The 13,555-nt window shown below is 44.3% G+C and carries 13 protein-coding genes and 2 tRNA genes; all 15 read left to right on the top strand.

Annotation, left to right across the window (positions count from 1 at the left end):
* Positions 1-304: 304 nt before the first annotated feature.
* Positions 305-1,120, top strand: a complete 816-nt coding sequence (locus tag ACQY6Q_RS10675; RefSeq protein ID WP_427981210.1) for a UDP-2,3-diacylglucosamine diphosphatase — start codon at positions 305-307, stop codon at positions 1,118-1,120.
* A 124-nt stretch (positions 1,121-1,244) separates the two neighbouring features.
* A tRNA-Thr gene (locus tag ACQY6Q_RS10670) sits at positions 1,245-1,320 on the top strand.
* A 126-nt stretch (positions 1,321-1,446) separates the two neighbouring features.
* Complete coding sequence (locus ACQY6Q_RS10665; RefSeq protein ID WP_427981207.1) at positions 1,447-1,890, top strand: TerB family tellurite resistance protein; 444 nt, start codon at positions 1,447-1,449, stop codon at positions 1,888-1,890.
* Positions 1,891-2,050: 160 nt separating this feature from the next.
* Positions 2,051-2,126: transfer RNA gene (locus tag ACQY6Q_RS10660), tRNA-Trp, on the top strand.
* An 801-nt stretch (positions 2,127-2,927) separates the two neighbouring features.
* Positions 2,928-4,142, top strand: coding sequence for a CaiB/BaiF CoA transferase family protein (locus ACQY6Q_RS10655; protein ID WP_427981204.1), 1,215 nt, complete (start codon positions 2,928-2,930; stop codon positions 4,140-4,142).
* Positions 4,143-4,192: 50 nt separating this feature from the next.
* Entirely contained in the window at positions 4,193-4,654 is a 462-nt protein-coding gene (locus ACQY6Q_RS10650) for a MaoC family dehydratase (protein WP_427981202.1), read from the top strand.
* A gap of 141 nt (positions 4,655-4,795) precedes the next feature.
* Positions 4,796-5,269, top strand: coding sequence for a MaoC family dehydratase (locus ACQY6Q_RS10645; protein WP_427981200.1), 474 nt, complete (start codon positions 4,796-4,798; stop codon positions 5,267-5,269).
* A gap of 45 nt (positions 5,270-5,314) precedes the next feature.
* Positions 5,315-6,904 carry an AMP-binding protein gene (locus ACQY6Q_RS10640; RefSeq protein WP_427981198.1) on the top strand — a complete coding sequence of 530 codons (1,590 nt, stop codon included), beginning with the start codon at positions 5,315-5,317 and terminating at the stop codon, positions 6,902-6,904.
* 53 nt (positions 6,905-6,957) lie between these two features.
* On the top strand, positions 6,958-7,590 hold the full coding sequence (locus ACQY6Q_RS10635) for a MarC family protein (RefSeq protein ID WP_427981196.1): 633 nt from the start codon (positions 6,958-6,960) through the stop codon (positions 7,588-7,590).
* Positions 7,591-7,652: 62 nt separating this feature from the next.
* Positions 7,653-8,429 carry an enoyl-CoA hydratase-related protein gene (locus tag ACQY6Q_RS10630; RefSeq protein WP_427981194.1) on the top strand — a complete coding sequence of 259 codons (777 nt, stop codon included), beginning with the start codon at positions 7,653-7,655 and terminating at the stop codon, positions 8,427-8,429.
* A 29-nt stretch (positions 8,430-8,458) separates the two neighbouring features.
* On the top strand, positions 8,459-9,214 hold the full coding sequence (locus ACQY6Q_RS10625) for an enoyl-CoA hydratase/isomerase family protein (protein WP_427981192.1): 756 nt from the start codon (positions 8,459-8,461) through the stop codon (positions 9,212-9,214).
* 90 nt (positions 9,215-9,304) lie between these two features.
* Positions 9,305-10,627, top strand: a complete 1,323-nt coding sequence (locus ACQY6Q_RS10620; RefSeq protein ID WP_427981190.1) for a serine hydrolase domain-containing protein — start codon at positions 9,305-9,307, stop codon at positions 10,625-10,627.
* Positions 10,628-11,001: 374 nt separating this feature from the next.
* A complete protein-coding gene (locus ACQY6Q_RS10615; RefSeq protein ID WP_427981189.1) occupies positions 11,002-11,331 on the top strand; it encodes a helix-turn-helix domain-containing protein in 330 nt (109 codons plus the stop codon).
* On the top strand, positions 11,328-12,584 hold the full coding sequence (locus ACQY6Q_RS10610) for a type II toxin-antitoxin system HipA family toxin (protein ID WP_427981182.1): 1,257 nt from the start codon (positions 11,328-11,330) through the stop codon (positions 12,582-12,584). Before ACQY6Q_RS10615 ends, ACQY6Q_RS10610 begins: the two co-directional genes overlap by 4 nt.
* Positions 12,585-12,890: 306 nt before the next feature.
* A partial coding sequence (locus tag ACQY6Q_RS10605; RefSeq protein WP_427981179.1) for a WYL domain-containing protein occupies positions 12,891-13,555 on the top strand: 665 nt, incomplete at its 3' end.

The following is a 13,555-nucleotide window of genomic DNA, read 5'->3' as shown; positions in this document are numbered from 1 at the left end:
TCATCGACACAATGGCGCTAATCGCTAGGTTTTCTGCATCTCGTAGTGCCGACAGCAAAACGAAGTGACCACTTCCACCTCCAATGGTGGCAACGGCTAAGGGGCGGGGTGAAGGTTTTATCACGAGAGCTCCGAGCTGGTTTATGGCAAAGCTAAGTGTCTAGCCTAGTCGAGTGGGCTAGATTAAATAAAGCGAGTGAATCGTGCAATGTTAAATCTGTCATAGTCTTGCCATAAAAAGGTCACTTTATAGTCAACTGGGCTTTCTAGATTAGTCCTAACAGGGATGGTTAGGCGAAAACGGATGACAACAAAACACATTTATCAAAGTTTGTGGCTCTCAGACATTCACCTTGGTTGTAAAGATTGCAAGGCCGAAATGCTGCTACAAGTATTGCAGCAAACCCGAGTAAAACGCTTGTTTTTGGTGGGGGATATCATCGACGTATGGGCGCTGCAGCGTAAAATGTATTGGCCAGAGTCGCATAATCAAGTATTGCAACAAATTTTGCGCTTGGCTAAGTCAGACTGTGAAGTGGTGTATATACCGGGTAACCATGACTATTTATTTAAAGCCTACGATGGTTTGGCGCTGGCCGATATCAAGGTAAGTAAACAGTATCACTACACTACTATTACCGGTAAAAAAGTATTGATGATGCATGGCGATCAATTTGATGAAGAAGTGTGTTTTGGCCGTTTTTACGCCAAGTTGGGCGACCACCTCTACGACTTGCTGCTATTTGTTAATCGCAGCTTTACTAAAGCGCGGCATTTATTAGGTTACCCCTATTGGTCTTTAGCCGGATGCATTAAGGGGAAAATCGCTAAAGCCAAGCAGGCTATCTCGCGTTATCGACAGGCGGTAGTGAAGGAGGCCTTAAAGCAAGCGGTGGATGTGGTGATCTGTGGCCATATTCATCATCCAGAGCTGCGCCAAGAGCAAGGGGTGATTTATGCCAACGATGGAGATTGGATAGAAAACTGCACTTTGTTATGTGAAACCATGGACGGGCAATTACAGTTGCGCCGCTGGGATGACCGGCTAAATACTACGGTGGAGTTAGCGGCCATCTGTTTGCTGGAACAGCCCCAAGAACTTGCTGAAAAAGTCGCCTGATTGCTCGTTTTGTTAGCAGTTAAACGCTTTGCTGAATTTTTTTTCGTTTGGTCGTTGACAAGACGTAGCAAAATCCGTTTAATAGCGCTCCGTTGCTCAAGCAGATTTGCTTAAGTAACGGTGTGCCGATTTAGCTCAGTTGGTAGAGCAACTGACTTGTAATCAGTAGGTCGCCAGTTCGACTCCGGCAATCGGCACCATTCTTTCTAAAGCCTCGTCTAATGACGGGGCTTTTTCATTTCTGGCTTAGCAGCATCTCAAGATTTGGCATTTCTATAAGGCTGGTTTATGCTGCGATTTCTTTTTTACTATTCACCGGACGCCGTATGCTTAAAGCCTTGAAAGAGTTTTTACAAGCCACCCTTGAAGAGTCTAGAGAACAACACGCTCACAGTGTTGAGTTGGCCGCTGCGACCTTGTTGGTGCAATTAAGCCAAAGTGATAATCAGCAAAGCAATGCTGAAAGCGCCGTTATTTTAAACAAAATTAAGCGTTTGTTTGTATTAGACGAAGCAGAAGCCGAGCGTTTGTTTATGCAGGCGCAAACTCAGGCAAAACAAGCCGTTTCAGTATTTGATTTTACCCGACATGTGAAAAAACTCGATTACCAACAGCGTTATCAGTTTACCGAAGCCTTGTGGAGGGTTGCGTATGCCGATGGGGTGTTGGATCCGCAGGAAGAAGCATTAATTCGTCAAGTAGCCGATTTAATCTATTTAAGTCATGCCGATTTTATTAAGGCAAAAATGTCGGTTCAGCCGCACGCCTAAGTCGGTTTTTCAAGCTAGCTGGTAAGTGGATCTTTTGTTTGAATTTTCATCGATTGAGGGGGTTTTGCATACAAATTGCTGGTTCTTTATTCACTTAAACAAAAGCATGCGATAAACCCTTTACCTTTAAACTAGCTTATGTATAATTCGCTTCCGTTGCAGGGGCGTAGTTCCAATGGCAGAACGTCGGATTCCAAATCCGAATGTTGGGAGTTCGAATCTCTCCGCCCCTGCCATTTTCTCTCCTATTTATTCGATTTCTCTAATCTCTAATCTCTAATCTCTAATCTTTTACTTTTTCTCTAGTTTATCTATCAACGAGCACTGTTTTTCCTCTGTTGGGTTTGCGTATTTCAGCTGGTAATTCATAAGGTTTTGTTAGCGCCACCTCGACTATGCTTGGCTTAGGCTATTGGCAGATTCTAGCGTTGGCTTCCCCGAGCTACTGGGCTAAGTTATGCCTGCTCGTTCCTTATACTTTCTTATATCCCCATATATTCCTAGTCAGAGTGCGGCGGTTCCTCCTCCTTAGCAAACTTGCCTAATCGTGTTTTAATTTTTGGTAGTTTCTTCATTTAACCGTGCTAAATAGCCACGAATTATTTATCAAGCCCTCTAATTCTTGTCTCTCCCAATTTTGCTTACTTTTTAGGCGTATCGCAGTATTGGCGGGCTTAGAGAGCGATTGGCGTATACCTCTTTAGTCATACATCGAAGGGTCTAGTCCATCAAAAGCGATTATTTAATAAGGGTTTTGTCATCTAATATGCACTCATCGACAGACGGAAGGCGCTCAGCAAATAGTTATCAAATAATTCAACTATTTACTAAGTGCGACATGGATCACTAATTAAGTGTGATTCTTGTCATAAACATATATCGGTCTGTTTATAAATTGTACAGGTTGGCGGGGCTCTTCAGTGCCCATTCTTGGTTAAACAGCAAGGGTGGTAAGTGTTTTTAGCACTGTGATTAAGCTTTTGGCGTCATTCATATTAAGTCTATTTCAACATTAACCATATTTGGAGACCAAACAGATGGCTGGAATTTTAGAAGGTATTAGAGTAGTAGAAGTCGCTTCAATGGCAGCAGCCCCCTCAGCAACAGTAATGTTGGCTGACCACGGTGCAGAAGTGATCAAAGTAGAACCCTTAACTGGTGATGCATGGCGTTACGGTCACATGGTGGCGGGTATGCCAAAAAGCAAAATTGCTTACACCACTTACATCCAAAACCGCACCAAAAAATCTATCGCTTTAGATTTGAAAAAACCTGAAGCACAAGAAGCATTGCTAAAACTGGCGGCAACAGCAGATGTATTTTTAACCAATTCGCCACGCAATGTGCAAAAGCACCTTAAGCACACTTATGAAGACATTAAAGCGGTAAATCCAGAAGTGGTATATGCATGGATCAACGGCTTCGGTCTTGAAGGTCCAGATAAAGATGCCCCTGGCTTTGACATGACTGCTTGGTATGCCCGTACCGGCATTATGGAAGAGCTACGTCCAAAAGATGCTGGCCCTGTGCCGCTACCTGTTGGCACCGGTGACTTGAATACTGCTACAGCGTTGTTCAGTGCAGTAATGACAGGTCTTTACCATAAACAGCGCACTGGTAAAGGCTCTAAGGTCTCTACTTCTTTAATGAATAACGGCTTGTGGGCTAACTCAAGCATGATGCAAGCGGCCTTAGCTGGCGCACCTGCGATGCAGAAATACCATCGCGAAGAGTGGCCAAACCCAGTAACGGGTGGCGTGTATAAAACTAAAGACGAGCGTTACGTGATCATTGTGGAATTAAACCCTAACAATGTAGAGAACTTACGTGATGCCTTTGGTGCCGACCATCTTAAAGGTGACGAGCGTTTTGCTACTCCTGAATTGCGTGCGGTAAACCACCAAGAGCTATTCAACGAAATGCAAGCCATTGTTGCTCAGCATGACCTAGCAACAGTAAAAGCTCGCTTAAAAGAGTTCCGAGTTAACTTCAGCGTGGTGCAAACCACTGAAGAATGTACTCGTGATGAACACATGATCGCAAACGGTTGTTTCCCTGAGGTTGAAGGCACCGATGGCATGCGCACTATCGACAGCCCAATTCAAGTTGAAGGTGATGATGTCAACAAAATCAAACCTCAAAACCCACCTAAAGTGGGACAACACACTATGTCTGAATTGACTGCCTTAGGTTATAGCGAAGAAGACATTAAGGCCTTGGTTGAAGCAAAAGCTGTAGGCGTTGCTCGTTAATCAAGCCGCTACCGAAATTACATTTTTAAATTAAATCTGAGGACCTTTTTATGTCAGAGCAACACAAGTTTTTTGAAGATTTTGAAATTGGTGAGAGCTACGTAACCAACGCCCGTACTATCACTGAGACCGATGTGGTTATGCACGCTATGCACAGTGGTGACTGGCAACCGCACCACACCAATGAAGAATTTGCTAAAAAGCAGTCGTTTAAAACACGCATTGCCCACGGCAACATGACTTTCTGTATCAGTACTGGTTTGATTTTTCAGTCGTCTTCTGAAAACCCAAACATTATGGCTTACGGCTTTAACAAAGTGCGTTACCCCGCACCGGTGTTCCCTGGAGACACCATCAAGGTAGAAGTCACCATTACCGAGAAAAAAGATCATCCTAAGAGAAAAACTCACGGATTAATGACACAAACAGAAGTGACCACTAACCAACGCGGTGAAACAGTGGCTTACGTTGAACATGAGCTGTTTGTGACTAAACGTAACCCAACTGAGTAAATCAACCAGCTTGAGTTCACTTCTTCATTAATTGTCAGTGGGGAAGGGTTCTCTAAGAGGCATCGGTCAACGTTAAGGGCCGATGCCAAAACAAATTTATCTAATTCTGCCTTAAGCGGAATTTACAAAGAGATGAAAGACATGAGCGAAGTAGCGAAGTACAGAGAAGTTGCCAAATTTTATGAAGATTTCGAAATTGGTGAAAGCCGCACTACCGCGGGCCGCACCATTACTGAAACCGATTTTGTAATGCACGCAATGCATTCTGGTGACTGGATGCCGCATCATACCGATGCCGAGTGGTGTAAAACTCAGCCGTTCAAAAAGCCAATCATTCACGGTAATGCGACCTTTAGTATTAGTACTGGTCTATGCATTCAAGGCGAGCCTTTAAACCCACATGGTATGTCTTATGGTTACGACAAAATTCGTTATCCAAACCCAGTGTTTGCTGGCGATACCATTCAAGTGACCATGACCGTGATTGATAAGAAAGATCACCCTAAAAGTCCGACGCACGGTTTGATTACCGAAGAGAAGGTAACTACTAACCAAAATGGTCAGGTGGTATGTGTGGCTCACCACGTTATTTATGTAGAAAAGCGTAACGCTTAAGCCTTGGTTTTCGCCCTTAATAATCATTGAAAGGAGAATAAGTTGATGCAATTAAACCAACATAAAGCCTCCAAATTGGCTCAGTTTCGTTGTATGGACGTTATTTGGCTGCTTGAACAGTGGGTTGAGCGTCAGCCAAACAAACCGTTTATTGTTTGGTCTCCTTTTGATGGTGCGCCTAGTCAGTCTTGGACTTATGCGGAATTGGCCGCAGCAGCTAAACAAGTTGCAGCCGGGCTGCGTAAACGCGGCGTAGGTAAAGGTGAATTTGTTTTAATGCACTTAGACAATTCTCCTGATTTTTTGATTGCTTGGTTTGCTTGCGCCTATCTTGGTGCAGTACCCGTCACCACTAATACGCGTTCAGTGGCAGAAAATGTGCAGTATTTTGCGCAAGTCATGAAGCCGGTGTGTGCAATTACCTCAGCAGAGTATGCGGCGGTAGTGCGTGAAGCCTGTGGCCAAGCGACGCCAGTGATTGTGTCGGGTGAGATAAGCCAAGATGCAGCGACGGCCTTGCATACCGAAGCTTTTGACCAACTAAAATGCGACGAGGCTATTGCCGCCTTGGCTAATGATCCAGAGCGTAATTTTGCGGTGCAGTTTACCTCGGGCACCACTTCTCGTCCTAAACCAACGATGTGGAGCAATGCCAACGCCTTGTGGGCGGGTAAGTCTATGTCTACTAACTTGCGTTTGACTAATGCCGACAAGACCTTGCTTTTTCTACCGTTGTTCCATGCCAACGCGCAGATCTCTGTATTAAGCAGTTTATGGGTGGGCGGTACTGTCGTGGTTCAGCCAAAATTTTCAGCATCGCGCTTTTGGGATGCTTGCGTAGCGCATCACATCACTTGGGTTTCGATGATCCCGTTCGCGTTTAAAGCCTTAAAAGGCAAACCGGTGCCAGCACAACACAATGTGCGAGTGATGATGGGGCTTGAGTTGATGCCCGAGCTAGAGCAAGAGTTTGGGGTACAAATTATGGCCATGTGGGGCATGACCGAAACCCTGTCTTCATGCATTGTGAGCGACCCCTTCCATCCGGGGCCAGCCGGCAGCATTGGCCGCCCCTCTCCTTTCTACGATATTGAAATTCGTAAGGAAGACGATGGCAGTTTAGCAGGCCCAGGCGAGCAAGGTTTACTGTTCGTGCGAGGCGAGCGCGGCGTGACGCTATTTAAAGAATATTACCAACAACCAGAGCACACCGCAGAAGCGTTTGATAGCACTGGCGCACTCGATACTGGCGACATTATTCACATTGATCAGCAAGGCTGGTTGCACTATGTCGCACGTTACAAAGATATGTTGCGTGTGGGCGGCGAAAATGTGGCTGCCTTAGAAATCGAAACCGCCATTGATCAAACCGGCTTAGTGATGGAATGCGCGGTGGTGGGTCAGCAGCACTATATGTTGGGTGAAGTTCCGGTGGCTTTTGTCTCGTTAAGTGATGAAGGTAAAAAGCACAAACAAGAGTATGTGCGCGAGCAGGTGATTGCTCATTGCCGAGAAAAATTGGCTGATTTTAAAGTGCCGAGAAGTGTGATGATTGTGGCTAGTTTCCCACGTTCAACATTGGACCGAATTTCGAAAAAAGTACTTAGAGAGCGCTTACCGCCAATTGAGTCATAAGCAGTTTATAGCAGCAAATTTTCAACAGTAAACAATGAGGGTATGTAGCGATTATGGGACCAACAGAAATATTGATTCTTCTTTTAGCCACCGCCGGGCCGACCAAAGCCGCCATTGTTTATTTAGGCTTAACCAAGCATGCGGATGCGAAGTTTAAACGCCAACTGGCTTTTCGTTCGGCGGGCATTGCAGCGGTACTGTGTATTTTATTTGCACTGCTTGGCGCGGGTATTTTATCGACACTAAAAATCAGCGTAGAAGCCTTGCTCATTGCTGGTGGAGCCATCTTATTTGTGTTTGCACTAAATATGGTGATTGGTGAAGAGAAAGCCGAAGCAGAGAGCAGTGAGCCACCCGAGCCAAGCTTAGACTGGGCGGCCTTCCCTCTGGCGATGCCTCTGATGGCTTCTCCTCAAGGTTTGGTTGCGATTGTGGCGATTGAAGCGACTAGCCAAACCTTTGCAGACTCAATGGTGTTGGTTGGGCTGATCCTAGTGGTAGCGGTAATTAATGTGGTGTTTATGCTGGGCGCAGATCGGATTTTCTCAAAAATTCCGCCGGCATTTTTAAAAGTCATTATGCGGATTGCTGGCTTATTGCTTTGCGGTCTGGCGGTACAAATTATGATTTACGGCTTCGACGGCCTAGGTCTAATACCCAATGAAGCGATAGAACTACACGGTTAGTGGCATTTTAGCCCTAATAACCAACAACTTGTAAAGAATTAGCAATTAATCAGGAGCTGAAAATGGCGACCTACAAATACGTAACAACAGAACAGATTGGCAATGTGGGAGTGGTGACTTTTAACCGCCCTGAAGCATTAAATGCCTTAAACGAACAAGTAGAAATGGATGTGACTGATGCACTGAAAGCCTTTGATGCAGATGAGTCTATAGGCTGCATGGTATTGGCCGGTGGCGACAAAGCCTTTTGTGCTGGCGCAGACCTAAAGTGGATTGCCTCACAAGACTTTGATTCGGCTTATCGTGGCAACCTTGCGGCCTATATGGACCAAGTGGCTAAGCTGCGTAAACCGGTAGTGGCGGCAGTGCGTGGTTTTGCCTTTGGTGGCGGCACCGAAATCGCCTTGATGTGCGACATTATCATTGCCGATAGCACCGCTAAATTTGCCTTACCAGAAGTGACTTTAGGGGTGATTCCTGGCGGCGGTGGCCCAGCTCGATTAACGCGTGCTGTAGGCAAAGCTAAAGCCATGTATTACATCCTAAGCGGTAAACCGTTCAGCGCCGAAGAAGCAGAGCGCATTGGCATGATCACCAAAGTAGTGGAAGACGGTGAGCTATTAAATGAAGCCATGAGCATTGCCAGTGCCATTGCCAGCAACCCCCGTTTAGCGGTGCTTGCTGGTAAAGAAGCGGTTAACCAACAAGCAGAACTACCTTTGGCGCCTGGTCTTAATTTAGAGCGCCGCTTATTCCATGGCCTGTTTGGTACTGAAGACCAAAAAGAAGGCATGGCGGCTTTTGCCGAAAAACGCAAACCTAATTATCGTAAGTATTAAAAGTTTAAAATTATCAAGAGGATATAAAAATGGAAAAAGTAATCGTTGAAAAAGCAAATGGTGTTATTTACGTAAAACTTAACCGTCCTGAAGTCATGAACGCTTGTGATGGCGATACCTACAATGCCATTGCCGATGCTTGGGAAGAATTAGAAAATGATCCTACCTTACGAGTTGGCATTATCAGTGGTGAAGGTCGCGCTTTTTGTGTGGGTACCGATGTTAAATGGGTGAATTCTCCTGCTGCCGACGGTTATGTTGACCGTTTATATCCTCGCCTACTTAGCATGACTAAACCTGTTATTGCCGCTATTCACGGTCACTGTAATGGTGGTGGTTTAGAACAAGCTCTTGGTGCTGATATTCGTGTATCAACAGATGATGCTCACTATGGCTTTGGTGAAATTCGCCTAGGTTGGATCCCTGGAGGCCACGGTACTCAACGTTTACCTCGTGTTATTCCTCTAGGTAATGCGCTTGAGTTGCTTTACACCGGTAACCGTATTGATGCGGCAGAAGCCTACCGCCTTGGCTTAGTTAACCATGTAGTACCAGCTGCAGAGTTAATGAGCAAATGTGAACAAATTGCTACAGACATCGTTAAAAGTGCGCCTTTGGCAGTGCAAAAAATGAAAACCACCGTAATGAAAGGTTTGGATTTACCTCTACCAGAAGCCGTTAAAGTTGAGAAAGAAAGCTTTGAATGGCTAATGAAAACCGAAGATGCCAAAGAAGGCGCTACCGCCTTTGCTGAAAAACGTGCACCAAACTGGCAAGCCAAATAAGTGTTAGTGGCTAGTTATTTAACTTTAAACCTATAAGTCCACCATGGCTTATAGGCTTTATGTAACAAGATATTGTTTATAGGATTCATTATGAAAAAGTTTAGTCAAGTCTCTAAATCTGTGCTTTTAGCCTCTGCTTTTGCCTGTGTTTTGCCGCAAGCGATGGCTCAAGATAAAACGCCTCTTATCGAGTTTAAAAATGGTTTTCCAATAGAACTTGAGAAGGCCACCCGTGAAGCAAACTATGGCGAGTTGTTTTTAGGCGGTGATATTTCTGCTTATTTCAACATGCGCGCTTCTGAATTTTTGCCTACTGCGGTGTTACCGGCTCGCCAAGCGATGATGCCATTGGGTCAAAAACCTATGCCAGAAGTGGGCTTGATTAAAGCCGACATGATCTCAGAGAGTAAATTAAAAGGGCCGCTGACGCTGGACCAGTTTTTAGAGCAATCTGACGGCGCCCAAGGTTACCTTGTAGTACACAAAGGCAATATCGTATACGAAAAATACCCACGGATGCGCCAAGAGGACGTTCACGTATGGATGTCGTCGGCAAAACCTACCGCCAGTTTATTAATCGACATGCTGATCAGCGAAGGTAAAATTGACGAAAATGCCCCAGTAACTAACTACTTAACTGAGTTTAAAGGCACCGATTGGGATGGCATTACCACACGCGATATCTTGGATATGGCGACCGGTATGGATTTGGAAGATACCAGCGAATCTCGCTTTGACCCAAATAACGTGGCACGCCGTGTTTATGAAGCAGAATTTGGTTTTCCTAATGAAAAACATGGTGTAGAAACGCTGGCTGAAGTACTTAAAAGCACTAAAGCTAAAGAAGAACCTGGCTTGTCTTTTCAGTACGCTTCTGGCCTTACTCAAATGTTAGTGCTTATTGCTGAAGAAGTAGAGCACGAACGTTGGCATCAAATATTTGACCGCCGAGTATGGTCAAAAGTGGGTGCTGAAGGTTCACTACAGTTACACATGACTACAGACGGTATTGTAGCGGCTCATGGTTTAATCTCTAGTAACCTTAGAGACTTCGCCCGCTTTGGTATGCTTTACACTCCAAGTTGGAGCAAAATCGCTACCGAACAAGTGGTTTCAGATGAAATTTTAAAACGCATTCATACTGAAAAACGTTCTCACGAATTCTTTATGAAAGGCTTCGATGGCGCGGTTATGGAGGACTACTTAGGTTCTACAGATATCGTTGCTAACAGCCGCCAGTGGGATGTACTTTGGGCTGATGGTGATATGTGGAAAGGTGGTTTGATGACTCAAGGTTTATATGTATCACCTAGTCGGGACCTAGTGATTGTATATTTCAACGTGAATAACGAAGACCACTCTGGCCACCGTTATGCACGTAAAATAGCCACTTCAGGTTTATTCGACAAATAAGCTGCGTTTAATCCAATAATTAAATAGCGAGTTAAAGCGGCACCCTATGGGGGCCGCTTTTTTATTTATGGCATTGTTGGTTTGAGTAAGCCAGTTTAAGGCTTAAGGCTCATACACCTTCTCTTCGTGTTCTAAGTTAGGAAACAAGTTCCTTACGGTTACATCCATTTATTACCTCAATAGGGCGCTTTTCCTCAGTAGCTACTCGCTCAGTCATCCCTATGCTACAACTTACAAGTTGTTTGTGATTTTATTTACAACTAAAAAGTTGTTATTTTGGCAATTTACAACTTTAAAGTTGTTAGGTGGGTTGTTTACAACTAATATACTACTAAATGTGGTTGGTACAACGTTAGAGTTGTTTTAGGTGTGTAGTGAAGAATATTGATGAAATTGCAGCGCTGCTCATTGAGCAACGCAAAAAATTGGGTATTGAGCAAAAAGATATGTACATGCGAATTGGCATGAAGCAGCAACAGTATCAGCGTATTGAAGCGGGGAGTGACGTTAAACTATCGACTTTGCTGAGGGTATTGGAAGGTTTGGATTTGGAGCTCTCAATTGCTCCTAAGGGAAAGAAGGCGGCCTCTTTATCAACTGAGAGCACACTAGCTAGGCAAAGCGAACTCGGAAAAGGTGAAAGTAGCTTAGAAGATGACTCTGATGATCTTGGTTTTTGGTTCAACTCAGAGGATAACATATGAGTAAGCAGACCGAGAAAGTTGAAGGCTTAAATATCCAACTGCACGGTATCGATGTCGCTGTCATTGCGCATTATGCTGGTGGGAAAAACATACTGATGTTCAATCCTGAATTTGTTGCGATGCCAACTGAGAAACAGCCTGTTTTTAGCTTGAGACAACTGCGCGACACTGGTTATTTTAGTAAGCCCCAGATTCGCACCGATAAGATCCCGCCTGTATTATCCAACCTGTTACCAGAGGGTGCATTGAGAGAACTGACAGCCAAAGCGCTCCAATGCCATATAAACAATGAATTCTCAATCCTTGCCTATTTAGGCTCTAACTTGCCAGGAGCACTCATCGCTAAGCCGATAAAAGCGGGTGATGTGCCCGATTGGGCGCTAGAGCAGCGATTATCGACAGAACCTCAGCAAATCAATGTTAAACATGCTGATACTAAGTTCTCATTGGCTGGCGTACAGATGAAGTTTTCTTCATCATATCTAGAAGACCGATACCATATCGACCAGGAGATTTCTGAGGATATGTGGATTATTAAAACTCCATCCACTGTCCACAAAGGTGTTCCCGTCAATGAATATACCTGTATGAAGCTGGCGGAGGCTGCCGGAGCAGATATTCCAGAAATTCGGTTAATCGAGCTTAAAGAAATTGAGGGGCTACCCAGTATTAAATTGCCGGAAGAGCAATATGCCTATGGCATCAAGCGATTCGACCGTAGCAGCGAGGGGCGTATTCATAGTGAAGATTTTGCTCAAGTATTTGGTCTTTACCCTTCGGACAAATATCAAAGGGTTAATTATGAGCAACTTGGTGGCGTACTTTACCAATCAAGTAGCGAACGGTTGAAAGACATTCAGCAGATGGCAAGACGCTTGCTCCTGAATATCTTACTTGGCAATGGTGATGCCCACTTGAAGAACTGGTCGTTGTTATATCCAGATGAGCAGTCGCCGCGCTTATCACCTTTGTATGATGTGTTGTTCACCACGCCCTATATTGAACACGACAGCTTGGCTCTCAATATGGCTGGAATCAAGCAATGGTATGAACTCTCCTTTAGTCACTTCGAGCAGTGGGCAGAGAAAGCGGGGATCCCCTGGATAGTCGTGAAGCCACATCTATTGGATGTAATAGATAAAGCAAGAAGCCAGTGGCCGCAAATGTTGGTAGCTTTGCCCATGCTGCAACAACATAAAACGATGTTGCTACACCACTGGGACCTGCTGAGTGACGATTTTAAAATCCAGTGATTTATTGATTAACAGATACAAAAAAAGACGCCCTAAGACGTCTTTAAATGTGGTATTGGTGGAGCTGGCGGGAATAGAATTGGTGTTTTAACTATTTAATAATAAAAGAAAATAAAAATTTTAATTTATTTTTGTACTTCTATTTGTACCACTAATTTGAAATGTGCTATTCGGCTTTACTTGTGAATGTTCTGTTTAGCTAGTGGTTGATATTTTCAGTTTGTTAAGAGTTTTGGGTAAGTTTCTATTTTTATTTATAGCTAATATGATATAAAAGTCAGTAAGTTACTTTGACAATCGGTAAATATGGAAAATCGCTGTTATTTTATTGAGTTATTAGCTTACTGGGAAGGAAAAGTAACAACCCGTCATTTACGCGAGCAATTTGGTATTAGCCGTCAACAGGCGAGTAAAGACCTTAAGCATTACAATCAACAGATTCTCACTCCGCTTATCTATCATTCCTCTCTTAAAGGCTTTATCCCTCCTTGTGATTATAGCCCTCAATTCATAAGTAAAGAGGCTGAGCAATACCTCACATGGCTCGCTTCTGGTTCTTTAGATAGCGGGCAAGTCAATACCGCAAATTTGACCTTTCAGCTGTGTTCTAAGCAGCGATACATATCACCCGAGGTTATGCGCGGTTTAGTGGCTGCTATGCGACAACAAAATAGGCTGGAAGTTGATTATGTTTCTTTGTCTCAACCAGATCGAGAAGGAAGAATTATTGTTCCTCATACGTTTGTTGATACTGGTACACGCTGGCATTTACGTGCTTGGTGCGAGAAGCATAACGATTATCGTGACTTTGTATTGAGCCGGTTTAGGGGGACTCCGGAGCTATTAGGGGCTTCTGAGCACAACTTAGCTAATGATTTAGCTTGGAATACTCAGGTTGAGTTAATTTTTGAACCCGATATTCGACTTTCTGCCGCTCAGCAAGCGGTGATAGCTGAAGATTATCAAATGCG

The sequence above is a fragment of the Agarivorans sp. genome (genome assembly GCF_050295395.1).
GTDB lineage: Bacteria > Pseudomonadota > Gammaproteobacteria > Enterobacterales > Celerinatantimonadaceae > Agarivorans.
This window is presented reverse-complemented; position numbering and strand designations above follow the sequence as displayed.

Bases quoted from the DNA above. Each gene is read 5' to 3' on its own strand.
- ACQY6Q_RS10675 (WP_427981210.1), top strand. From the start codon at position 305: ATGACAACAAAACACATTTATCAAAGTTTGTGGCTCTCAGACATTCAC.
- ACQY6Q_RS10665 (WP_427981207.1), top strand. From the start codon at position 1,447: ATGCTTAAAGCCTTGAAAGAGTTTTTACAAGCCACCCTTGAAGAGTCT.
- ACQY6Q_RS10655 (WP_427981204.1), top strand. From the start codon at position 2,928: ATGGCTGGAATTTTAGAAGGTATTAGAGTAGTAGAAGTCGCTTCAATG.
- ACQY6Q_RS10650 (WP_427981202.1), top strand. From the start codon at position 4,193: ATGTCAGAGCAACACAAGTTTTTTGAAGATTTTGAAATTGGTGAGAGC.
- ACQY6Q_RS10645 (WP_427981200.1), top strand. From the start codon at position 4,796: ATGAGCGAAGTAGCGAAGTACAGAGAAGTTGCCAAATTTTATGAAGAT.
- ACQY6Q_RS10640 (WP_427981198.1), top strand. From the start codon at position 5,315: ATGCAATTAAACCAACATAAAGCCTCCAAATTGGCTCAGTTTCGTTGT.
- ACQY6Q_RS10635 (WP_427981196.1), top strand. From the start codon at position 6,958: ATGGGACCAACAGAAATATTGATTCTTCTTTTAGCCACCGCCGGGCCG.
- ACQY6Q_RS10630 (WP_427981194.1), top strand. From the start codon at position 7,653: ATGGCGACCTACAAATACGTAACAACAGAACAGATTGGCAATGTGGGA.
- ACQY6Q_RS10625 (WP_427981192.1), top strand. From the start codon at position 8,459: ATGGAAAAAGTAATCGTTGAAAAAGCAAATGGTGTTATTTACGTAAAA.
- ACQY6Q_RS10620 (WP_427981190.1), top strand. From the start codon at position 9,305: ATGAAAAAGTTTAGTCAAGTCTCTAAATCTGTGCTTTTAGCCTCTGCT.
- ACQY6Q_RS10610 (WP_427981182.1), top strand. From the start codon at position 11,328: ATGAGTAAGCAGACCGAGAAAGTTGAAGGCTTAAATATCCAACTGCAC.